At 38.6% G+C, this 21,401-nt stretch carries 16 protein-coding genes; 14 read left to right on the forward strand and 2 right to left on the reverse strand.

The genetic code is table 11. The features are described 5' to 3' along the window. The first annotated feature begins 79 nt into the window (after window positions 1-79). The 7 genes from AAEY55_RS03595 (at window position 80) to AAEY55_RS03625 (ending at window position 12,889) form a co-directional block, all read left to right on the forward strand. Complete coding sequence (locus AAEY55_RS03595; protein WP_011328348.1) at window positions 80-4,909, forward strand: NAD-glutamate dehydrogenase; 4,830 nt, start codon at window positions 80-82, stop codon at window positions 4,907-4,909. A gap of 136 nt (window positions 4,910-5,045) precedes the next feature. Then, window positions 5,046-6,056, forward strand: coding sequence for a quinone-dependent dihydroorotate dehydrogenase (gene pyrD / locus AAEY55_RS03600; RefSeq protein ID WP_011328347.1), 1,011 nt, complete (start codon window positions 5,046-5,048; stop codon window positions 6,054-6,056). A 179-nt stretch (window positions 6,057-6,235) separates the two neighbouring features. Then, window positions 6,236-6,766 carry a cell division protein ZapC gene (locus AAEY55_RS03605; RefSeq protein WP_011328346.1) on the forward strand — a complete coding sequence of 177 codons (531 nt, stop codon included), beginning with the start codon at window positions 6,236-6,238 and terminating at the stop codon, window positions 6,764-6,766. A gap of 90 nt (window positions 6,767-6,856) precedes the next feature. After that, entirely contained in the window at window positions 6,857-8,974 is a 2,118-nt protein-coding gene (rlmKL, locus tag AAEY55_RS03610; protein WP_011328345.1) for a bifunctional 23S rRNA (guanine(2069)-N(7))-methyltransferase RlmK/23S rRNA (guanine(2445)-N(2))-methyltransferase RlmL, read from the forward strand. Continuing rightward, window positions 8,967-9,206 (forward strand): glutaredoxin family protein, encoded by a 240-nt coding sequence (locus AAEY55_RS03615; RefSeq protein WP_041454446.1) that lies wholly within the window; start codon window positions 8,967-8,969, stop codon window positions 9,204-9,206. The genes rlmKL and AAEY55_RS03615 overlap by 8 nt, the downstream gene beginning before the upstream one ends. A 15-nt stretch (window positions 9,207-9,221) precedes the next feature. Beyond that, window positions 9,222-11,138: an ABC transporter ATP-binding protein gene (locus AAEY55_RS03620; RefSeq protein ID WP_350550089.1), complete on the forward strand. Its 1,917-nt coding sequence runs from the start codon at window positions 9,222-9,224 to the stop codon at window positions 11,136-11,138. 11 nt (window positions 11,139-11,149) lie between these two features. Continuing rightward, window positions 11,150-12,889, forward strand: a complete 1,740-nt coding sequence (locus tag AAEY55_RS03625) for a DUF3466 family protein (protein WP_182683468.1) — start codon at window positions 11,150-11,152, stop codon at window positions 12,887-12,889. Window positions 12,890-12,982: 93 nt separating this feature from the next. Here AAEY55_RS03625 and AAEY55_RS03630 read toward each other — a convergent pair whose 3' ends face one another. Next, on the reverse strand, window positions 12,983-13,489 hold the full coding sequence (locus tag AAEY55_RS03630) for a DUF2062 domain-containing protein (RefSeq protein ID WP_011328341.1): 507 nt from the start codon (window positions 13,487-13,489) through the stop codon (window positions 12,983-12,985). On the opposite strand from AAEY55_RS03630, the gene AAEY55_RS03635 reads away from it, so the two are divergent. The 7 genes from AAEY55_RS03635 to tcdA are packed head-to-tail and all read left to right on the forward strand — an operon-like array spanning window position 13,469 to window position 20,939. After that, a complete protein-coding gene (locus tag AAEY55_RS03635) occupies window positions 13,469-15,736 on the forward strand; it encodes a DNA internalization-related competence protein ComEC/Rec2 (RefSeq protein WP_192531495.1) in 2,268 nt (755 codons plus the stop codon). The two genes, AAEY55_RS03630 and AAEY55_RS03635, sit on opposite strands and share 21 nt — an antisense overlap. Window positions 15,737-15,796: 60 nt before the next feature. Continuing rightward, window positions 15,797-17,542, forward strand: coding sequence for a lipid A export permease/ATP-binding protein MsbA (gene msbA / locus AAEY55_RS03640; protein ID WP_011328339.1), 1,746 nt, complete (start codon window positions 15,797-15,799; stop codon window positions 17,540-17,542). Next, window positions 17,539-18,519, forward strand: coding sequence for a tetraacyldisaccharide 4'-kinase (lpxK, locus tag AAEY55_RS03645; protein ID WP_350550094.1), 981 nt, complete (start codon window positions 17,539-17,541; stop codon window positions 18,517-18,519). The genes msbA and lpxK overlap by 4 nt, the downstream gene beginning before the upstream one ends. After that, on the forward strand, window positions 18,509-18,706 hold the full coding sequence (locus tag AAEY55_RS03650) for a Trm112 family protein (protein WP_011328337.1): 198 nt from the start codon (window positions 18,509-18,511) through the stop codon (window positions 18,704-18,706). Before lpxK ends, AAEY55_RS03650 begins: the two co-directional genes overlap by 11 nt. Continuing rightward, window positions 18,694-19,455, forward strand: coding sequence for a 3-deoxy-manno-octulosonate cytidylyltransferase (kdsB, locus tag AAEY55_RS03655; protein ID WP_306287997.1), 762 nt, complete (start codon window positions 18,694-18,696; stop codon window positions 19,453-19,455). Before AAEY55_RS03650 ends, kdsB begins: the two co-directional genes overlap by 13 nt. Then, window positions 19,452-20,132 (forward strand): TIGR01621 family pseudouridine synthase, encoded by a 681-nt coding sequence (locus AAEY55_RS03660; protein ID WP_011328335.1) that lies wholly within the window; start codon window positions 19,452-19,454, stop codon window positions 20,130-20,132. The genes kdsB and AAEY55_RS03660 overlap by 4 nt, the downstream gene beginning before the upstream one ends. Beyond that, a complete protein-coding gene (gene tcdA, locus AAEY55_RS03665) occupies window positions 20,133-20,939 on the forward strand; it encodes a tRNA cyclic N6-threonylcarbamoyladenosine(37) synthase TcdA (protein WP_306287998.1) in 807 nt (268 codons plus the stop codon). It abuts the gene before it with no gap. A 34-nt stretch (window positions 20,940-20,973) separates the two neighbouring features. On the opposite strand, the gene AAEY55_RS03670 is transcribed toward tcdA, so the two are convergent. Then, window positions 20,974-21,390, reverse strand: coding sequence for a SufE family protein (locus AAEY55_RS03670; RefSeq protein ID WP_011328333.1), 417 nt, complete (start codon window positions 21,388-21,390; stop codon window positions 20,974-20,976). Window positions 21,391-21,401: the final 11 nt, after the last annotated feature.

Raw genomic sequence — 21,401 nt, forward strand, 5'->3', positions numbered from 1 at the left:
AGAATTTGCTCGACTCCACGCTAATAAATGCTGTACAAATATTCTGCTATTAAGCAGTAATAGATTTAAGGAATAAACAATGACACGAAATGAAGGTCAAGCCTCAGTTATTTTAGATAATGTTTGTAAGCTTATCCACAAAAAAGTTCGCGCTGATAATGTGTTACTCGTTGAAAAATTCGCCAAAGCCTTGTACAGCAATATGTCTAAAGAGGATTTGGCTAATCGTAACGATAGTGACTTATATGGTGCTGCACTAAGCCTTTGGAATTCGCTAGAAAAGAACACGTCTGATGACGCGGTTATTCGCGTTTTCAACCCAGAAGTGGCAAAAGATGGCTGGCAGTCATCGCATACCATTGTTGAGATTATAGCTAAAGACATGCCGTTTTTAGTTGATTCAGTACGTATGGCCATGACTCGTGAAAATATTGCCTCTCACTTATTACTACATAGCCCGCTTAAAATCCAACGAGATGAAAATGACAAAATCTCAGGTTTATCTGGTTTAAAAGCAGAGCAAGAATCAACCTCGACCAAAACAGTATTCTTTATTGAAATTGACCGTCAAACAGATTCAGCTGTGATTGAGTCTTTCAAACAAGAGTTAGAGTCTGTGCTTACAGATGTGTCGGTAGCGGTAGAAGACTGGCAGCCAATTCGCGAAAAGCTAATTGCAGTTAGTAAAGAGCTACCAAAACGTCGTGCTGGCAAAAATAATGCTGAAGTAGATGAAACGGTTGAGTTTTTAGACTGGTTAGTTAAAGACAACTTTACCCTAATGGGCTATCGCCAATATGAGTTATCGCCAATACAGGGTGATTACGAGTTAAAAGGCGTAATGGAAACCAGTTTAGGTTTGATGAAAAATGCCGGTGTAGAACACACTCGTCTACTTTCTGAATTACCAGAAGCTGCTCGCCAAGATGCGCGTAGTAGTAACTTACTAATTTTAACTAAAACTAACTCATTATCACGCGTACATCGTCCGGCTTATATCGACTATGTTGGTGTAAAACGTTTTGATGACAAAGGCAATGTTATTGGTGAGGATCGCTTTATTGGCTTGTTCTCGTCAAACTTTTATAACTACAGTGCGGCAGACGTACCGGTTCTTAAAAGTAAAATTGACCGTATTATGCAAATGTGTGATTTTGCCAAAGGCACCCATGCTTATAAAGCGGTGCTTAATATTTTAGAAACCTACCCGCGAGATGAACTTGTACAAGCCCGCGAAAGCGAATTGCTAGAAGTTGCAATGGGCGTGTTGCAAGTACAAGAACGTGATATGTGTCGCTTGTTTGTACGTAAAGATGCCTATGGACGTTTTTTCTCATGTATGGTTTATGTACCACGTGAGCGCTATAACACGGCACTGCGTCATGAAACGCAAAATATTTTAGCAAATGCATTTAATTCTGACGAAAAAGTCGAATTTACAACCTATTTCTCTGAGTCAACACTAGCCCGTACTCATTATACCGTGCGTGTGACTGATAATAATATAGAGTATAAAGTGAAAGACATTGAAAACAATTTAGTTGAAGCGGCCCGTACTTGGGAAGATAAATTACAATCAGCCTTACTAGAGCAAGCTGGCGAAGCACGCGGTAATGAATTAAACCGTAAGTATGCTCAAGCATTTGCTCGCTCATATAAAGATGAAGTATTACCAAGTGCAGCTGTTGTTGATATTGAAAAGCTAGAAATGCTTAACGATGAAAACAAACTTGAAATGTTATTTTATCGCCCGCAAGAAGAAGCTAACAGCAATGTTGTGCGTTTAAGCTTATTTCATAAAGATGAGCCTATTCACTTATCTGATGTGATGCCGATGCTAGAAAACTTTGGCTTACGTGTCGTTGGCGAAACACCTTATTCAGTTAAAACTAGCGATGGTAGCATTAATTGGATCATGGATTTCTCTATGCTAATTGATAGCAAAGGGATGGCAGATTTTGATAAAATTTCAGCACGTTTTCGCGCTGCGTTAACCAGTGTTTGGAATAACCGCTTAGAAAACGACGGTTTTAACCGTTTAGTATTAATGGGTGGTCTTACTGGGCGTGAAGCGTCAATATTACGTGCGTACGCTAAATACATGCGCCAAATTGGGGTTACCTTCTCGCAAGCTTACATTGAAGGCACTTTTGCAAATTATCCACACATTGCAGCAAAAATTGTTAACTTGTTTACTAAAAAGTTCTCAGTTAAAAGCCCTGCAAGTGAAAAAACACTTGAAAAGCTTAGTACAGAAATATATTTAGAACTTGAAAACGTAGCCAATCTTGATGATGACCGTATTATACGTCTATACGTTGATATGATAGTGGCAACACTGCGTACTAGCTTCTTTCAAAAAGATGGCAATGGCCAATTTAAATCGTATGTATCGTTTAAAATTAAGCCAAGCTTAATTCCTGGCGTACCATTACCATTACCGGCGTTTGAAATTTTTGTATATTCTCCGCGTATTGAAGGTGTGCATTTACGATACGGTAGTGTTGCCCGTGGTGGCTTGCGTTGGTCAGATCGCCGTGAAGATTTCCGTACTGAAGTACTTGGCTTAGTTAAAGCACAACAAGTGAAAAATGCGGTAATTGTGCCAGTAGGTTCAAAAGGCGGTTTTGTTTGTAAACAATTGCCAACTGAGCGTGAAGCATTCTTAAAAGAAGGCCAAGAATGTTACAAAATCTTTATTCGTGGTTTGTTAGATATCACAGATAATATTGTACAAGGTGAAATTGTTGCGCCTGTAGATGTAACTCGCCACGATGGCGATGATGCTTATTTAGTTGTAGCAGCCGATAAAGGTACTGCAACTTTCTCTGATATTGCTAATGGCATTGCAAATGAATATAACTTTTGGCTAGGTGATGCGTTTGCATCAGGTGGCTCAGTGGGTTATGACCATAAGAAAATGGGTATTACAGCACGTGGCGCGTGGGAATCAGTTAAACGTCATTTCCGCGAAATGGATATTGATTGTCAAACAACCGATTTTACCGTGGTAGCTATTGGCGATATGGCAGGGGATGTATTTGGTAATGGTATGTTGTTATCTAAACATACTCGTTTACAAGTTGCATTTAACCATATGCATATTTTTATTGACCCAACACCAGATGCAGCAGCAACGTATCCTGAGCGTGAACGTTTATTTAAATTACCGCGTTCATCGTGGGAAGACTTTAATAAAGATTTAATTTCTGCCGGTGGTGGTGTTTTCTCTCGTGCGGCTAAGTCGATTACACTAAGCCCAGAAATGAAAAAAATGTTAGGCACTAAAAAAGCCAGCATGACACCAACTGAACTGATCAAAGCTGCGCTAATGATGGATTACGATCTATTGTGGAATGGTGGTATTGGTACTTATGTTAAGAGCAGCAAAGAAACTGACGCCGATGTAGGGGATCGTGCAAACGATGCACTGCGTATTAACGGTGGCGAGCTAGGTGCTAAAGTATTCGGCGAGGGCGGTAACTTAGGTGCAACTCAGTTAGGACGTATTGAATTTGCAGCGAAAGGCGGCCGTGTTAATACTGACTTTATTGATAACGTAGGTGGCGTTACTTGTTCAGATAACGAAGTTAATATTAAGATTTTACTTAATGGTTTAGTTACCTCAGGTGACTTAACGCGCAAGCAACGCGATGAACTTTTATACGCTATGACAGACGAAGTGTCTAAGCTGGTATTGAATGATTGTTATCGTCAAACACACACTATTTCAATTACTCAATCTAAAGGCTCATCAACGCTTAAAGAGAAAATTCGCTTTATTCATGCTCTTGAAAAAGAAGGCAAGCTAAATCGTGCGATTGAGTTTATCCCAAGTGATGAAGAATTAGCAGAACGTGCAGCAGCTGGCAAAGACTTAACACGTCCAGAGTTAGCGATTTTAGTGTCGTACTCTAAAATGGTACTTAAAGAGTCATTTGTTACAGATGAAATTACGGAAAATCCATATTACCGTCAATTGTTAGTTAATTCGTTCCCGTTACCACTGCGTGAGAAGTTTAACGAAGCGATGGATAATCACCCACTTCGTAAAGAAATTATTGCCACTAAACTGGCTAATCAAATTGTTAACGATATGGGCCTTAACTTCATGGTGCGTATGCATGAAGAAACCGGTGCAAATGAAGCTGAAATTGCTTTATGTTATTCAATTGCCAGCGAGTTGTTCCAAATGAGCGATACGTGGGCCTCGGTTGTTGCACTTGATAATAAAATTCCGGCTGCTGTACAAACCGAAATGCTATACCAATTACGTCGCACGGTTCGTCGTGTAACACGTTGGTTCTTACGTCATCGCAACAAAGCACAAACAATTACCCAAACAGTTGAATTTTTTGCGCCAACATTTGCAGATTTAAGTGCTAATTTAACAACGTATATGGTTGATAAAGAAGGCGAGCTTTTAGTTGCAGCTGCCCAAGAGTTAACACAAAGTGGTGTGCCTGCAGAACTAGCTAATCGCATTACTGGTTTATCTAGCTTGTTTTCTGCTATGGACTTAGCTGAAATCTCAGCAAGTTCGAAACAAAGTATCGATACTGTATCGCATACTTACTTCAAGCTTGGTGCAAACATGGGCTTACATTGGTTCTTAGAGCAAATTACTAAGCAACCAGTAGCAAACCATTGGCAGGCATTAGCGCGTGCATCGTACCGCGAAGAGCTTGATTGGCAACAACGTACATTAGCAGAAGTGGTATTAAACGGTTTTGCCGATGATAACAAAGATGTTAATGGCCAAATTGAGCAATGGATGGATAGCCAAGAGTTATTATTACAACGTTGGAAGCAAATGCTTGCAGAGTTTAGAACATCACAAACTCACGATTTTGCTAAGTTTTCAGTAGCACTACGTGAACTCATGTTATTAAGCCATAACTGCGTGTAATAGAATAAAAACCATAATTAATGCCTACTCATTATTTTCCTTGGTGAAAATAATGAGTTAATGGTTAAAATTGTTATACAATACCTCGGCCTAGTCTGAGGTATTTTTTTGTCTGCATTTTAAGAGGATTATATTCATGTTTTACGATTTAGCTCGCCGTTTTATGTTTACCCGTGATGCGGAGTGGGCGCATGAGTTCGCTCTTAATAATTTAAGTCGTTTTGCCAATACACCATTAAGCGCTGCTTGGTCACAAAATATTGTGAATAAACCAGTTAATTTTTTAGGCTTAGAACTTAAAAACCCCGTTGGTCTTGCTGCAGGGCTTGATAAAAATGCAGAGTGTATTACTGCATTTGCACAAATGGGCTTTGGTTTTGTTGAAGTGGGTACAGTTACTCCGCGCCCACAAGCTGGTAACGATAAACCACGTATGTTTAGATTGCCGCAGTCAAATGCCATTATCAATCGCATGGGATTTAATAACAAAGGCGTTGATAATTTAGTTAATAACGTTAAAGCAGCCAACTATACCGGTATTTTAGGTATTAACATTGGTAAAAATAAAGACACACCGAATGAGCAAGGCAAAGACGATTACATACATTGCATGCGCAAGGTGTTTGAACATGCCTCGTATATAACTGTTAATATTTCATCGCCAAATACCCCAGGGCTTCGTGATTTACAATACGGTGCAGCCCTTGATGATTTACTACAAAGTTTGAAAAACGAGCAGCTTGATCTTGTTGCTAAACATGGTAAACAGGTACCTATGCTGGTAAAAATTGCGCCAGATTTAGATCCAATCCAAATTGCTCAAGTAAGTGAATCTTTACTAAGCAATAAAATAGATGGGGTAATTGCTACCAATACTACACTTGAGCGTAGCATGGTTGCGGGTCAGCAATATGCTGACGAAGCCGGTGGTTTATCGGGGCAGCCAGTTAGGGAGCGTGCGACGCATGTAGTTAGCGAGTTAAAGCGCTTAACTAATGGGCAGTTACCTATTATAGGTGTAGGCGGTATTGACGATGTGTCATCGGCGAAAGAAAAAATAAACGCAGGTGCCGATTTAGTACAAATTTATACTGGCTTTATTTATAAAGGCCCACAATTAATTAAATCGATAGTTGATAGTTTATAAAAAATAGGGCTACTTAGCCTTAAAAGTTAAGTTTGTTTTAACACTAAAAGGCTAACTTGCCCTCTAAGCTTTTGATCGTTCAATAAATGTTCTAATAAAACATTTTAAAAATGATTAAAAGCGGCTATACTTTGTGCTTATTGTTTTTATTATATTTAAATGTTAAGCGTGGAGGGGATATGTTACAAGCATCAAAGCAATGGCAGTGGATATCTTGCGCCAAAAAAAACCGTTTATTACTTGATTTAAATGAAGATATGCAGCTCTGCACTCCTTATAAGTTAAGACAACTTACTGACAGCACATTTAAAAACCCTTATTTTAGCTTAGAAGATGCCGCTTTTTATGAACAAGTTTATCAATATCTTGTGCAATTTAAGCTGTGGAATCCAGCGCAATTATGTCAAATATCACTCAATGCAACCGCAGTGAAATTTCAATTAAAGCCAGTACTTGCTAAAAGTTGGTTTTTTGAGCAATACACAGGAAGCACTCCAAGTACTGAAGCCGTTATTAATTTAACCTCTAAAGCGCAGTCGGGAGAGTTTTTAATTGTAGAGCACAGCAGTGATGCATCTGTATGTATTAACCTAAGTGAAAATTTTCAATTAGATGATAATTTATCATTAGTACAGTTTGAAGCCATTCGCGTTTTAAACAATCGTGTACATCCTCTCTTAAATCAGCATATTCATAGCAAAATAGCTTAATCTAATTTTATTTTCAGCCCGTGTTTATGGCGTGTTTGTATGCAAACCTATGTTATAATCCTGCGCAATTAGCTATTAAGGGTTACTACTTTGCAATTTATCGCACTTACTTCTATCGGAATCGAAAATTTATTGGTTGATGAACTAACAGAACTTGGCGCAACTGTGTCTAAGCAAACTGTTGGTTCTGTTCGCTTTGAGGCAGACTCATTATTGGCGCAAAAGGTGTGTTTATCGACTCGCTTTGCTACGCGCGTGCTTATGCTTATTGAAGAAAAAGAAGGCGTAGATGACAAAAATAGCCTGTATAACTTTGCTCGCTCACAACCATGGCAAGAATGGTTTGGGCCTACACAAACGTTTGCTGTCGACTTTAATGGCACCAACGACTCATTAAAAAATACACAGTTTTCTGGTTTAGTTATAAAAGATGCCATAGTTGATTACTTTAACGACTTATTCGAGCAGCGCCCTAATGTTGATAAACAAGACGCTAATGTGCGTGTGGTTGCGCGTTTAAATCGTTATGGCGTATCTATGTATATAGATTACTCTGGCCCGCGTTTATCTGAACGTGGTTACCGACAGGGCCAAGGTAAAGCACCTATAAAAGAGCATTTAGCAGCGGCATTAATCAAACGCAGCGGCTGGCTTGAAAATGTAAATCAGCCTTTGTTTGACCCATGTTGTGGTGCAGGTACTATTTTAATTGAAGCTGCCGGTATGGCGCGCAACGAAGCTCCCGGCTTATTTCGCGAAGGCTTTGCATTTGAGCGCTTACCAAGTTTTAGAGCTGCGAAATTTAAAGAGCTAAAAGAAGAATTGCTGGGCAATATTATAGACCCTAAATTATGGCTCATTGGCCACGATTACGACGCTCAAGTATTAGGTAAAGCAATTGATAACGCAAAACGTGCTGAGCTAGACGATATTATTAAGTTTAAACAAAGTGATGCAACTAAACTAACCGCAGTGGCTAAATTACCTGGCGTAGTTATATCTAACTTACCTTATGGTGAGCGTATTGGTTCTATGGCTGAGCTTGTAGATTTACATCGTAATTTAGGCGTGGGCTTTAAAAAGCACTTCAATCATTGGAAGCTTGCTTTACTGGGTATGGATGAGAGCTTATTTAAGCTGTTAAAGTTGGTTAGGCTGAAACGTTATAAATTTAAAAATGGCCCGTTAGATGTTGAACTTAACTTGTATCAACTTGATGACAAACAAGTAAGCCTGACAACCGATGATAAAAAAGCGCTGAATTTTGAAGGTTCAATGTCTTTTGCTAATCGATTGAAAAAGAACAAGCAGGGTTTAAAAAACTGGCTTAAGCAAAACGAAATTACAGCATACCGTGTATACGAAGCTGATATTCCTGAGTACAACGTTGCTGTAGATATTTACGGTGACTCAGCGGTTATTTTTGAATACGCAGCCCCGAAAGAAATTGATGAAAAAACGTCTGAAAAACGCTTACAAGATGTGATCAGCTTAACCGCTGAACAACTCAAAATAGCACCAGAGAATATTGCTGTAAAAGTACGTAAAAAGCAAAAAGGCGAAGAGCAATACACGCCAATGGCTAAACAAAACCGCACTATGGTGGTTGAAGAGTTTGGCGCTAAGTTTAAAGTGAATTTATTTGATTACTTAGACACTGGCTTGTTTTTAGATCACCGTTTAATGCGTCGTTATATTCAAGAAAACGCCAAAGATAAGCGCTTTTTAAACTTATTTGCCTACACAGGTACAGCGTCAGTACATGCAGCACTTGGTGGCGCTAAAGCAATTACCACGGTTGACTTGTCAAAAACCTATTTAAAATGGGGCCAAGACAACTTTGATTTAAATAATATTAGTAATACTCGCTACCGTTTTGAGCAAGCAGATTGCTTAAAGTGGCTAGAGCATGCGACGGCGCAGTACGATTTAATCTTTTTAGATCCCCCGACGTTTTCAAACTCTAAGCGTATGAAAGATGCATTTGATGTGCAGAGCGATCATATTAAGTTATTAACTTGGGTTAAAAAAATATTAAGCCCGTCGGGTACGCTTATTTTTTCTAATAATAAACGTGGCTTTGTTATGGATGAAGTGGGTTTAATTGGCTTGGGCTTAAAAGCGGTTAATATTTCTGACAAAACCTTATCGCCTGATTTTAAGCGTAATAAAAAAATTCATAACAGCTGGTTAATTACCCATGGCTAAGTGGATTTTATATCACACAGATGGTTGTCATTTGTGTGAACAAGCTGAGCAATTAATTAAGGGATTAGTTAATAGCCACAATGAATTATTGCTAGTAGATATTATGACTGATGATCAGCTTATTGCTGATTATCAGGTTAGTATTCCGGTATTTAAAAGTGAGCAAGGCCAACAATTATTTTGGCCTTTTACTGCACTAGACGTGCGTGAATTTTTAGCGCAAGCAGAATAAGAGCAAAGAAGAATTATGGATTTAATTAGAATTTTAAAAGCACAACTGGCCTTTGGTACTCATGCATTGCTTAATAAAGCAGATGCAGTGATTGAAAGTGGCGAGCGTGTGTGTGTTGTAGGTCGAAATGGTGCTGGTAAGTCAACGTTATTAAAAGTACTCGATGGTGAGGTTTTATTAGATGATGGCGAAATAAACCAGCTTGGCGGTATAAGAATTTCTCGTTTAGAACAAGATCCACCAAAAGGCGCAAGCGGCACTGTATTTGATTATGTTGCTCAAGGTATGCCTGAAATTGCCAACTTACTGATTGATTTTCATCATGTGAGTACAGAGCTACAAACCGTATGTACCGATAAGTTATTAAATAAACTTGAGCGTTTATCAAACCAATTAGAAGCGGTTGATGGCTGGCGTTTTGACAGTCGCATTCAAGTTGTTTTAACCCAATTAGAGTTAACACCTGATGCTAAGCTTGAGTCACTTTCAGGTGGTTGGTTACGTAAAGTTGCACTTGCTCGTGCACTGGTTAGTGAGCCAGACTTATTATTACTCGATGAGCCTACTAACCACTTAGATATGGCAAGTGTTATGTGGCTTGAGCAATTTTTAAAAGAATTTAAAGGCGGCATTGTATTTATATCGCATGACCGTGCCTTTATTCGTGCTGTTGCAACGCGTATTTTAGATTTAGACCGTGGTAAATTAATATCATACCCTGGCGACTATGCTACTTATTTAGAGCAAAAAGCCCACGACTTAAAAGTTGAAGAAAGCCAAAATGCTTTATTCGACAAGCGTTTAGCCGAAGAAGAAACGTGGATACGCCAAGGTGTTAAAGCACGAAGAACCCGTAATGAAGGGCGCGTACGTGAACTTAAGCAACTACGTAACGAGCGTAAACAACGTGTTGACCAAGTAGGTAAAACAGACTTTAATATTGAAACCGCAGATCGTTCGGGTAAATTGGTATTTGAAGCTAAGCATCTTTGTCATGCATTTAAAGATAAAGTGATTGCAGATGATTTTTCAACCTTGGTTATGCGCGGCGATCGTATTGGTTTAGTTGGTCCTAATGGCATTGGTAAAACAACGTTATTAAAATTAATGTTTGGTAGCCTAGCCCCAGATAGCGGTGAAACTAAGCAAGGTGTTAATTTAGAATTTGCTTACTTTGACCAATACCGTGAAAAATTAGATGAAGAAGCAACAGTACAAGACAACGTTGCTGAAGGTAAGCAAGAAGTAATGATGGGTGGTCGCTCGCGCCATGTATTAGGTTACTTACAAGACTTTTTGTTCCCGCCAGCACGTGCCCGTACACCAGTTAAAGCGCTTTCGGGTGGTGAAAAAAACCGCTTGTTATTGGCGAAACTGTTTTTAAAACCGTCAAACATATTGGTACTCGATGAGCCAACTAATGATTTGGATATAGAAACATTAGAGCTTTTGGAAGATATTATTAACCAGTATCAAGGCACAGTATTAATAGTAAGCCATGACCGTGAGTTTATTGATAATACCTGCTCTAGTGTTTGGGCATTTGAAGGTCATGGCAAGATTACTGATATTGTTGGCGGCTACAGTGATTACGAAGCCTATGTTAATTACTTAGCAGAGCAACAAAAAAATCAACCACAGCAAGCAACTAAAAAAGTTGAAAAAGCACCTGCTGCGCCAGTAGTTAAAGCAGAGGCTAAAGGTAATAAACTCTCTTACAAATTAAAACTTGAATTAGAGCAACTGCCTAATAAAATGGAACAACTCGAAGCCGATGTTGAAATTCAACAAGCCATAGTTAGTGATGTTGATTTTTTTAAGCAAGACAGTGATATAACGGCTAAGGCATTGAACCATTTGGCAAAACTTGAGTCAGACCTTGAGGCCGCGTTTTCGCGCTGGGAAGAACTTGAAGAATTAAAAAATCAGTAGTAAGGACTAAAATGAAATATAAATTACTCGCTGCCAGTATTTTAGCAACAATGAGTACTTCAGCATTAAGTGCGACTTATCAATTAACGGAATTGGGTGCACTTGAAGGCGCGAAATATTCTTATGTTACCGATGTAAGTGAAAGTGGTCATATTATAGGTATAGCTAATGGCTTATATAATTTACCTGTAGATATTGAGCATATTGATTTTTCACTGAGTTTAATTCAAAACGCTTACACTAATGAAGTTAATGCATTTGAGCTTAGTGATAAAGAGATTACTTTTACGTTAGAAGACATAGAAAAAAACAATGCTGTAGCAACAAATGCAGATGCGCATAGCTTCATGATTCGTTTTTTAGCTAATGTGTCGGCTAATTATCAGTTTCAAAAGTTAAGCTCACTAACGGCAATAAAATATGATAGCGGCGCTGCTGTTGAGCAAACTTTGTTTGATATAAACTCGCCTGATTACCCAGGCGTTACCCGCTCTGTGACTAACTTTTACAACGCTGTTGCAGAAGATGGCACTACAGTTGGTTGGGGTAGTGCTCCTTTTGATAAAATAGAGTTTACTATAGAGGACGAAACTGATCCTAAACCGTGGTTTACCCGTGACTTTATAGAGCGCGGTATTGTTATATCTGAAAGCGGTATGGAAGTTCCTTTAGTACCCCAATTTAGTGAATATGGTGGTACTAGCCAAGCCTCTGATATTGTAAAAACCGCAGATGGTTATATTGTTGTTGGTAATATGTCACTTGGTATACCGCAAACGCGTCAAACCAATATTACTGATAACTGTGATGATAAATATCAGCCATTTTCAACCTGTATTGAAGTTATTAATAATCAAACAACCCGTGGGATATTTAATAAGCAAGCAACTAAATGGACGCTTGATAACGCATTTAATATCACGTCTACCGAGGTACTAGGTTTAGCCTTTACTCCTTATGAAGACGAAGTTGACTTTGCGTTTATTAGTAATGCATTCGCGGTTAATAAGAACGGTATTGCAGCAGGTGTATCGAACACGCGTTATTATGATAAAGATACTACTATTATAACCATGCCGGTGTATTTTAAAGATGGCAAAGCGGTTGAATTTATAAATCAACCAGACGGTTGGCAAGGCGGTAAATCTTTAGCAATTAACGATAATAATATTGTGACAGGTTATGCCACAAGACGTGTTGATGGTGCTTTACGTAATAAGTTTTTCTATCATGATATAGCAACAGGTACTACCGTTTATCCAGATAGCTATTTTACGAGCTCAAGCTCATACGGTAACAGTATAAATAATCAAGGTTATATTGTTGGCGAAGGTGAGGTTGGTATTTCTGATAGTTCACGTCGATCAGCTGCGTTCATTTATAAAATAGGTGATGATAAAATCACTAATTTAAATGACTTATTGCCGTGTTACGACATGGACGGTACAAGTAGTTATGGCTATAGCATGAGTGAAGCTAAAGTGATTAACGAAAACAATGAAATATTTGGTGTGGCCACTAAAACTGTTGAAAAGCGTAACTCATTAGGTGAAGTTGTAACCGATGTTAACGGTAAAACTGAATATGAAAGTGTTGCTGTAGCAGTAAAGCTTTCGCCAATACCTAATGGCACGATAGAAGATTGCGCACCACCTGATGCCGAAGTGTATGAGCGTCGCTCTGCAAGCTTCTCTTGGTATGGATTATTATTATTACCACTGATTGCGTTTAGACGAGTATTTAGATTTTAATAGAATTTAAATCGAAAATTTAAGCTGAGAAACTAAAAAAGCCCAAACTTGTTAAGTTGGGCTTTTTTTGTCTATAGTCATTATAACTATTGGCTACTTGTTACGTATTAACCATGCTTTTCTAACTGAACGCCGCCAAACAATATCTATTCCAAAATAGCCGATAATCGCGGCAACTGATGCCGACACCAAGGAGCCAACTAAAAATGCTGGACCAATAGTCGTTAAGCTTTCGATAAACCAAGGCCAGCTTGCTTCAAAGGAAAAATGTTGTTCTGGCTGGTTTAGTACTAGGGTGCCAATAAGGTAAGAGCAGTAAAAAATAGGTGGCATGGTAACGGGGTTAGTTATCCACACTAAGGCCACTGAAATGGGCAGGTTTACCCTAAACACTATAGCGGTTGCTGCAGCTAGGACCATTTGAAAAGGAACAGGGATGAACGCAAAAAATAACCCGACAGCAAATGCACCACGCGCAGAGCGTCTATTTAAATGCCAAAGGTTCGCGTCTTGTAACAAACGGCCAAATATTTTAAGTGATTTGTGATGCCTAATTTTATTTGGATCGGGTAAAAATCGTTGGATCGTTTTTTTAGCCATTTAAAGCAACCATTTACATCAATGTGGATTAGTCTTGGATTTGTGTGCGGAAGTATTGCAACCGTATTTTATTTTCAAACCCTCGAATTTATACTCATCACAATTTCAATCCTAATTGCGAGCGCTTATTTTAAGCCGTTTTCAAATGTTTTGTTAGGCTTTATTTGCGCTATTTTTGCTATCTTAGTGCATTTCACACTTTTTTACTCGTTTGAGCTACCAGCGCAGGGTGAAAAGTATGCATATTCAGTAAAGTTAGTTGTTGAAGACGTTGTATCAGCTAATGCTCCGCAATATATAAAAGCAAAAATTATTAAGCTTGATGAGCAAGATTACGCTTATTTTACTGCCCCCAGTGCTATGTTAAGTGTTGATTCAGCGCAAATATTAGAAGTAGGCGCAACCTTCAGTGCTCACGCACATTTAAAAAACTTTAGAAGCACAAAAAATTTTACTGTTTTTGACAATCAACTTTATGCATTTACACAAAAAATATTTTTTAAAGGCAAAGTACTCAATAAAAATTTAATTATTACTGATACAAAAAGAAACCAACACGTTATAGCTTATCGCCACTATATTAAACACATATTTAAAGAGTCTAAGCTTAACTGGCTTTATTATACGCTGCTGACGGGCGACAAGTCCTTAATGAACTTTGAACAAAAGCTGACCATGCAAACGCTGGGGTTAAGCCATTTACTGGCAATTTCTGGGTTGCATATTTCGTTAGTATTTGGCTTTGCTTTTTTTGTAACACGCTCACTTGTAAGCCACGCCAGAATTAGAATAAAACAAACAATTAACCTTGCAACTTGTTATAGCTTAATGGGCTTTATAGCGGCTTTTGTTTATGTATATTTAAGCGATTTTATTGTTTCTGCGACCCGGGCTTTAATAATGTTAGGGTGCTACTTATTATTGTATTACCTAGCTAAACAATCGCTACGTTGGCGCAGTATTTTATACGCCTTGGTTTTAGTTTTAATGATTAACCCTTTTAATGTATTAAATCCTGGTTTGTATTTTTCATTTTTAGCTGTGGTTATCATCTTTATTGTTATTACAAAAGTACCCTTTAAGGGAGCCTCTGTTATCGCTAAAGTAGGCATGTTATGTGCTATACAAGGGGCACTATTTATAGGCTTATTGCCTTTGTCTTTATACTTTTTTAATGGTGTGAGTTTGGCAGGGTTAGTCTTGAACTTAATCGCTATTCCGTTGCTCGCCTTTATCATTATGCCATTATTATTAGTGGTTGCGATATTGAGCAGTGTTATTGATATGAGCCTGATAGTGTCGTTATTTGACCCCGTATTGTATTTTTTGTATCAACAATTAATGGCAATACCGCCAGGCTGGCGTTGGTTTAATGTAGGAACAATTACTTTAGATATAGTAATGTTTAGTTATGTAACCATGCTACTACTGTATTTAGTGAAATTTAAATGGCTTGCTTGTATCCCGTTAAGTGTATTGCTGGTTGATAGTTACTTTACTTCCAAAAGTGATTGGCAAGTAAACATATTTGATGTTGGCCATGGTTTGATGGTGTTGTTAGAAAAAGATAACAATGCATTAATTTATGATTTTGGCCCTAGTTATTTTAACCGCTTTAGCCGTACACGTAGTATTTTACTGCCGTATATAAAAGCTAATAACCTGAATGTTGCGACCGCTATTTTAAGCCATCAAGATAACGACCATGCAGGAGGAGTTAAACATTTTATTGAGGCAGGCTTTGAATCGACTCTTAGTGCTTTTCATCCAAATGGTATACCGAGTTTATGTAAAACCATGACTATGGATTTTTATGGGCTTAAAATACAAACGTTTAGTTCAATTACTTTTAACAATAACAACGATGACTCCTGCGTAGTTAAAATTAGTAGCGCGCAACACAGTGTACTTTTTACTGGTGATATTTCTAAGCAACGAGAGCACGCACTAATTGCCGCAGGATATAATTTAGCAAGCAATGTATTAATAAGCCCGCATCATGGTAGTGGTACTTCATCAAGTAGTGAGTTTATTGCGGCTGTTAACCCTAAAGTTGTGGTGCATTCGAGTGCTTACAAAGGGCAATGGCATTTTCCTAATGATGAAGTGGTTGCGCGGTTTAACAAAATTGGCGCTGCGCAATATATTACTGGGCAGCAAGGACAAATTAGAATTAAATTTTATAGTACTAATCTGCATGTTGAAACGGCCAGAGAGCGTGAAAGTTATTGGTTTATTAAAGATTGACGTTTTGTTTTAGCCTCCCTGAGGATACAATAGGGGCTGTAACTGTATAAAGAGAGTGTTATGGATCAAAGTACTACACAAATTTATAAACGTCTTATTTCTTACGTTGGTGCGTACAGAACAGTCGCCATCGTCGCTATTATTGGCATGATAGGGTATTCAGGTATGGATGCTTTATTTATTCAGCTTATGAAGCCGTTTATTGACGAAGGTCTTAATGAGCGCAATGCTGATGTATTAAAATATGCACCATTTGTAGTTATTGCTTTGGTAATAGGGCGTGGTGTATTTAACTTTATGTCGTCTTATTGTTTGAGTTATGTAGGCTCACAAGTTGTACGCTCGCTGCGCCAAGAGTTGTTTGAACATATTCTACATTTACCGGTATCGTTTCATGATAAAAATTCCACCGGCGATCTTATTTCCAAAATAACCTTTGATACCGAACAAGTACAACAAGCTATTACCAAGGCATTATTAATTGTAGTGCGTGAAGGCGCTTTTGTGGTGTTTTTACTCGCAGTTATGTTTTATACCAGTTGGCAATTATCGCTGATATTTTTAGTTATTATTCCTTTAGTTGCTGTCATAGTCACTGTTGTGTCAAAGCGCTTTAGACACATTTCTAAAAGTATTCAATCAGCTATGGGGCAAGTTACTCGTAGCTCAGAGCAAATGCTAAGCGGTCATAAAGTGATCCATGGTTTTGGTGGTCAAAATCAAGAAATAGATCAGTTTTCAAAAGTAAATAATCATAATCGTCAGCAACGAATTAAAATGGACGCAACTAAAGCCTTGAGTGTATCAATCATTCAAGTATTGGCTGCCAGCGCTATGGCGGTTATTTTATGGGTTGTGTCAATGCCTTCGATGATTGACACCATAAGCTCAGGCGACTTTGTAGTATTAATTTCATCAATGATGATGTTACTTCGCCCGCTTAAACAGCTAGCTAATGTAAACAGTGATATGCAGCGAGGAGTTTCAGCCGCGCAAAGTGTGTTTTTAATACTCGACGAGGAAGTAGAAAAAGACACAGGTACTGTAAGCGTAGATAAAGTAAAAGGCTTGATTGAAGTTAAAAATGTCACCTTTAAATACCCAACTAAAGATGAGCCGGTATTAAACAATTTATCGTTAACGATTAAAGCGGGTGAAAGCATTGCTTTAGTTGGGCGTTCGGGCTCAGGTAAATCTACTATTTCTAACCTATTGCCACGTTATTATGATTTAGAAGCGCCTAGTGAAATTTTACTCGATGGCATTGCACTGCATGATTATAAGCTAACCGATTTACGTCGTCAGTTTGCGCTAGTGTCGCAACAAGTGGTGTTATTTAACGACTCCATTGCCAATAATATTTGTTACGGTTTACAGCGTGAAATATCGCAGCAAGAACTGGAAAAAGTAGCCAAGCAAGCACATGTATGGGAGTTTGTAAAAGACTTACCAGAGCAGCTAAATACTATGGTTGGCGAAAATGGGGTAATGCTCTCTGGTGGTCAACGCCAACGTATTGCTATTGCTCGTGCAATATTAAAAGATGCGCCTATTTTAATCCTTGATGAAGCAACATCTGCGCTCGATACTGAATCAGAAAAACTAATTCAGCAAGCACTCGAGGCATTAATGAAAGACAAAACCTCGATTGTAATTGCGCATCGCTTATCGACGATAGAAAATAGCGACCGAATTTATGTTATAGATAATGGCAGTGTTATTGAAAGTGGCGATCATTTAAGTTTACTGGCAAATAATGGCACTTATTCAGCATTATGCAAAATGCAATTTGGTGAGCAAGGGTGAGCAAAATTGAACAAAGCTGGTATCAGCCTGTCAGTTTAATTACTATATTATTACTGCCTTTAGCTGCACTGTTTTGGCTAATATCAACATTACGTAAATGGCTTTATACATGCGGTATATTAACGCAATTTAGTAGCAAAACACCTGTAATTGTAGTGGGTAATATTAGTGTTGGCGGCAATGGTAAAACGCCATTTGTACTGTGGCTACACGCTCATTTAACTCAGCAAGGTTTATCTGTAGGTATTATTAGCCGAGGCTACGGCGGGCATGCTAAGCAATATCCATTGCTTGTTGATCATAACAGTACTACGCTTGAGGCGGGCGATGAACCGATACTTTTATATCATCGTTTGCAGTGCCCCATAGTGGTTGGCCCAAACAGACAACAAAATATAGAATTACTTGAACAAACCTCTGCTATTGATGTAATTATATCTGACGATGGCATGCAACATTATAAAATGGCACGTAGTATTGAATGCTGTATTGTTGATAGTGCACGTCAATTTGGCAACGGTTTGTTAATGCCAGCAGGCCCGCTTCGCGAAACTAAAAAGCGTTTAAAGAGCGTTGATTTAGTGATAGAAAATGGCGGCAACAACCCACAACGTTATAATTTGCAGCCTGCAGCTTTAAAATCTGTGCTCAATAATCGTACGCTAACAGAGCCTATATTAACAGCCCACGCTGTGAGTGCTATTGGTAATCCGCTGCGTTTTGAGCAGTCATTACAAGCACAAGGCATTACCTTAGTATCAACCCATCATTATCGAGACCATTATGCATACACTGCTGATGATTTTACTCAGTTTGGTGATGAAAATGTGTTAATGACCGAAAAAGATGCTGTAAAGTGTAGTGCTTTTGCAAAACAAAATTGGTATTACTTACCAGTGGATGCTCAACCTACCGATAGCGTTATAAACAAATTAAATTCATTATTAAAAGATAAAGGGATCCTCAATGGCCTTTGATACAAAATTACTCGAAATTATCGCCTGCCCAGTATGTAAGGGTAAATTACGTTTTGATAAAGAAAACAGCGAACTAATAAGTACAGCCGCTAAGTTGGCGTATCCGGTTATCGATGACATTCCAGTATTGCTTGAAAATGAAGCGCGTGAATTGTCACTTGATGAGGTACAAAAGTGGAATTCGTAGTTGTTATTCCTGCGCGTTACGCTTCTAGCCGTTTACCAGGCAAACCACTAGCCGATATTTGTGGTAAGCCAATGATCCAGCATGTTTACGAAAAAGCCTGTTTATCGGGTGCGAGTAAAGTTGTTATTGCGACCGATCATCAAAAAGTATTTGATGCTGTGAGTACCTTCACAAGTGATGTATTAATGACGCGTGAAGATCATCAGTCAGGAACGGAACGTTTAGCAGAGGTTGTTGATTTACTTAAGCTTGATAACAACACTATTGTAGTTAATGTGCAAGGTGATGAGCCATTATTGGCACCAGAAAATGTATCTCAAGTTGCCACGTTATTAAATGAATCAACTGCACCTATGGCCACTTTAAGTGTAGCGATAGAAGAGCAAGAAGACGTTTTTAATCCTAATGCAGTTAAAGTCGTTAGCGATATTAATAAAAATGCATTGTATTTTTCGCGTGCCAGTATTCCGTTTGATCGTAGCGCCATGATGGGCGAGCAGAGCACGCTGGATTTAACGCCGTTTCAACGCCATGTGGGTATTTATGCCTACCGAGCTGGTTTTATTAAGCAATATATTGAGCTAAGTGTGTCGCCGCTAGAGCAGCTAGAATCACTAGAACAATTACGTGTGCTTTACCATGGCTACAATATTAAAATAGAGCAAGCGCATATTACTCCAAAAGCGGGTGTCGATACGCCAGAAGATTTAGCTAAAGTAATTAGCTATTTGCAAAGTAAACACGCGTGAGCATTACGAATAAAGCCTATTTAAAAGTTGTGCATAGTCATAGCGACTTTTATATTTTAGCAAAACCTGCAGGGCTGAATTTTCATTCAGAAGACGCCGCAGGTTTTGTGGTATTAGCAGAGCAGCAATTAAATGAAAAACTCTTTGCAGTACACCGCCTCGATAAAGTGACCTCAGGCTTGCTTATTTTAGCGCGCAATAAACTCGCCGCCGCTAAATTTACGCAAATGTTTACTGAGCACACAATTAATAAGTTTTACTTGGCTATTAGCGACGCCAAGCCTAAAAAAAAGCAGGGTTGGATAAAAGGCGATATGGCAAAATCACGCCGTGGTACTTTTAAGTTACTTACAACAACAGCTAATCCTGCTATTAGTCGTTTTTATTCTGTAAGTTATAAACCCGGTTTTAGGGGATATATTTTAAAACCTTACTCAGGTAAAACGCACCAATTAAGAGTAGCGCTAAAAAGTATAGGCGCACCTATATTAGGTGATACCTCTTATGCAGGTGCGCATAGCGCACGTACTTACTTGCATGCATTTGCGCTTGATTTCTTATGGAATGAGCAGCAAATACAATTTACTCTTTTACCCGATAATGGGGATGAGTTTACACAATTAATTAAACATCAAGATTTTCAAGCATGGAAAACACCATGGCAACTGGATTGGTAAATGACTGAAAAAGTAACAGACATACGTTTTGGCGGGATCAAACGTTTATACGGACAACAACAGTTTGACTGGTTACAGCAGGCACATTTTTGTGTTGTTGGCATTGGTGGTGTTGGTAGTTGGGCCGCAGAAGCATTGACGCGCACTGGGGTTGGCAAATTAACCCTAATAGATTTAGATGATATTTGTGCCACTAATGTAAATAGACAAATACACGCACTTACCGGCACCATTGGCCAAGCTAAAGTGGAGGCGATGAAAGCGCGTTGTGAGTTAATTAACCCACAATGTGAAGTGCAGGTGATTGATGACTTTATTACTTTAGATAACATTCATGAGCATATTCAGGGCTTTGATTATGTTATTGATTGTATTGACGCAGTGAAAGAAAAAGCGGCATTAATTGCGCATTGTAAACGCAATAAACTAGCTGTAATTACTACCGGCGGCGCAGGTGGGCAAACTGATCCGGGGCAAATTACGTTTGGCGATGTGGCTAAAACTACCCAAGATCCACTCTTAGCTAAAGTGCGTTATATTTTACGCAAGCAATATAATTTTAGTAATAACCCTAAGCGTAAGTTTAATATTGATTGTGTATATTCAACAGAGCAGCTGGTATACCCAGGCAGTGATGGCAGTGTTTGCCATGCTAAGCAAAATGCCGATGGTAGTATGAATATGGATTGTAATAATGGCTTTGGCTCAGTGACTATGATCACTGGCAGCTTTGGCTTTTTTGTAGCTGCAAAAGCCGTTCGTAAATATTTAGATAAAAAACAGCGTTTACTTAGTTCCCAAGCATAACGCTGCTTATAATTTAACCGGATCTTGAGTTAATTTAACTTATTTTTTGTTTAGCCATGGTTTGAATCGTCTCTACCATGGCTTTAATACCATTCCCTCTAGATGGACTTAAGTGGCTAATTAACCCTAGTTTTTCAAACTCTTGATAGGCGTTTATCTCCAGTACTTGCTCTGGGGTAAGGCCATTGTATAGCGCTAATATTAAGGCAAGTAAGCCCTTTACAATACGGGTATCAGAATCACCTATCACCACGAGTGTATTTTCGGTTAAATCAAACTCCACAAATAGCCACACTTTACTTTCGCAGCCAGGGACTAATGCGCTGTCTATTTTCAAAACGTCAGCAAGTACTGGTAATGTTTTACCAAGTAACATTATTTCTCGGTATTTTTGCTGCCATGCAGGTGCATTTTTTATCCCTTGGGCTGCTTTATTAAAAGTATTTGTCATATTCTTATCCA

Source organism: Pseudoalteromonas sp. 120-MNA-CIBAN-0494, from assembly GCF_040308885.1.
Lineage (GTDB): Bacteria > Pseudomonadota > Gammaproteobacteria > Enterobacterales > Alteromonadaceae > Pseudoalteromonas > Pseudoalteromonas nigrifaciens.

Excerpts from the sequence above, each read along its gene's own strand:
- AAEY55_RS03615 (WP_041454446.1), top strand. The coding sequence starts at position 8,967 with ATGGCTAAGTGGATTTTATATCACACAGATGGTTGTCATTTGTGTGAA.
- AAEY55_RS03650 (WP_011328337.1), top strand. The coding sequence starts at position 18,509 with ATGGCCTTTGATACAAAATTACTCGAAATTATCGCCTGCCCAGTATGT.
- pyrD (WP_011328347.1), top strand. The coding sequence starts at position 5,046 with ATGTTTTACGATTTAGCTCGCCGTTTTATGTTTACCCGTGATGCGGAG.
- tcdA (WP_306287998.1), top strand. The coding sequence starts at position 20,133 with ATGACTGAAAAAGTAACAGACATACGTTTTGGCGGGATCAAACGTTTA.
- AAEY55_RS03605 (WP_011328346.1), top strand. The coding sequence starts at position 6,236 with ATGTTACAAGCATCAAAGCAATGGCAGTGGATATCTTGCGCCAAAAAA.
- AAEY55_RS03630 (WP_011328341.1), bottom strand. The coding sequence starts at position 13,489 with ATGGCTAAAAAAACGATCCAACGATTTTTACCCGATCCAAATAAAATT.
- AAEY55_RS03625 (WP_182683468.1), top strand. The coding sequence starts at position 11,150 with ATGAAATATAAATTACTCGCTGCCAGTATTTTAGCAACAATGAGTACT.
- AAEY55_RS03620 (WP_350550089.1), top strand. The coding sequence starts at position 9,222 with ATGGATTTAATTAGAATTTTAAAAGCACAACTGGCCTTTGGTACTCAT.
- AAEY55_RS03595 (WP_011328348.1), top strand. The coding sequence starts at position 80 with ATGACACGAAATGAAGGTCAAGCCTCAGTTATTTTAGATAATGTTTGT.
- AAEY55_RS03670 (WP_011328333.1), bottom strand. The coding sequence starts at position 21,390 with ATGACAAATACTTTTAATAAAGCAGCCCAAGGGATAAAAAATGCACCT.
- msbA (WP_011328339.1), top strand. The coding sequence starts at position 15,797 with ATGGATCAAAGTACTACACAAATTTATAAACGTCTTATTTCTTACGTT.